The sequence below is a fragment of the Polaromonas sp. P1_E1_2 genome (genome assembly GCF_056406035.1).
In genome coordinates this window covers 1-1336 of record NZ_JBFUAZ010000852.1, presented here as the reverse complement: position 1 = coordinate 1336, position 1336 = coordinate 1, and the positions used below count along the sequence as shown (strand labels likewise).

General features: G+C 58.3%; 2 protein-coding genes. Both read left to right on the top strand.

Annotated elements, in window-relative coordinates; all coding sequences use genetic code 11:
* Positions 1 to 751 (top strand): carbohydrate ABC transporter permease (locus AC1D1P_RS23505; protein WP_477674665.1); only part of this gene is annotated, 751 nt, incomplete at its 5' end.
* Positions 752 to 878: 127 nt separating this feature from the next.
* Positions 879 to 1187 carry a DUF2160 domain-containing protein gene (locus AC1D1P_RS23500; protein WP_477668673.1) on the top strand — a complete coding sequence of 103 codons (309 nt, stop codon included), beginning with the start codon at positions 879 to 881 and terminating at the stop codon, positions 1185 to 1187.
* The last annotated feature ends 149 nt before the right edge of the window (positions 1188 to 1336 follow it).

The following is a 1336-nucleotide window of genomic DNA, read 5'->3' as shown; positions in this document are numbered from 1 at the left end:
GTTGCCCATCTACTGGATGGTCAACATGAGCTTCAAGACGAATGCCGAGATTTTGTCGAGCTTCTCGTTCTTTCCCCAGGAGTTCACCTGGAACAACTACAAGACCATTTTTACCGACCCGTCCTGGTATTCGGGCTACATCAACAGCCTGATTTATGTCGCCATCAATACCGTGATTTCGGTGACTGTAGCCCTGCCGGCCGCCTACGCGTTTTCGCGTTACAGCTTCCTGGGTGACAAGCATGTGTTCTTCTGGTTGCTGACCAATCGCATGACGCCACCTGCAGTGTTCTTGCTGCCTTTCTTCCAGCTCTACACCACGGTGGGGCTGATGGATACCCACATCGCGGTGGCCCTGGCGCACCTGTTGTTCAACGTGCCGCTGGCGGTGTGGATCCTGGAAGGTTTCATGAGCGGCATTCCGCGTGAGATTGATGAAACCGCGTACATCGACGGCTATTCCTTCCCCCGCTTCTTTGTACGCATCTTCCTGCCGCTCATCAAGGCCGGTGTCGGCGTGGCGGCGTTCTTCTGTTTCATGTTCAGCTGGGTCGAACTGCYGCTGGCGCGCACGCTGACCAGCGTCAACGCCAAGCCCATCGTCGCGACCATGACACGGACGGTGTCGGCATCCGGCATGGATTGGGCCACACTGGCAGCGGCTGGCGTGCTGACCATCGTGCCGGGCGCCATCGTGATCTGGTTTGTACGCAACTACATCGCAAAAGGCTTCGCAATGGGAAGAGTGTGACCCCCCGAAGCGCCTTCGGCGCCTCCCCCAAGGGGGGCGCCACCTGCGGCCCGGCAAAGCCGGTTCCGCGATGGCACTTGCACGGATTCACTTGCGGTGCTGATGCCGCCAAGTAAGGAGATGACAGATGTTTGAGTGGATGGCCTGGACCACGCCGGTGGCAATTTTCTTTACCTGCATCGTGCTGATGCTGGTGGGCATGACGGTATGGGAGTTGAAATCCCCGACAACGATGCGGCGCGGCTTTTTGCCGCTGGAAACTACCCGTGGTGACCGGCTTTTTATCGGCCTGCTTAGTGCGGCCTACGTCAACCTGATTTTTGTCGGCATCAGCGGCAAGCTGGCCGGGTGGCTGGGTCTGGAGGGCGATCCGTCGATCTGGATCAGCTTCGTGTTGTCAATGGCCTTGCTCGCATTCGTCATGCGCAAGGGATAGAAGTCAGAAAAGGAACCCGGCTCATATTCCCCGGAGCCGAACAAGCCTTCAACCACGGGGAGTGAACCAATGAGGAGACAAATCATGAAGATGCGTTATACGGCTCTGGCCCTGGCTGCGGCATGTGCCATGGCCAGCCCCGGCTGGGC

Bases quoted from the DNA above. Each gene is read 5' to 3' on its own strand.
- AC1D1P_RS23500 (WP_477668673.1), top strand. From the start codon at position 879: ATGTTTGAGTGGATGGCCTGGACCACGCCGGTGGCAATTTTCTTTACC.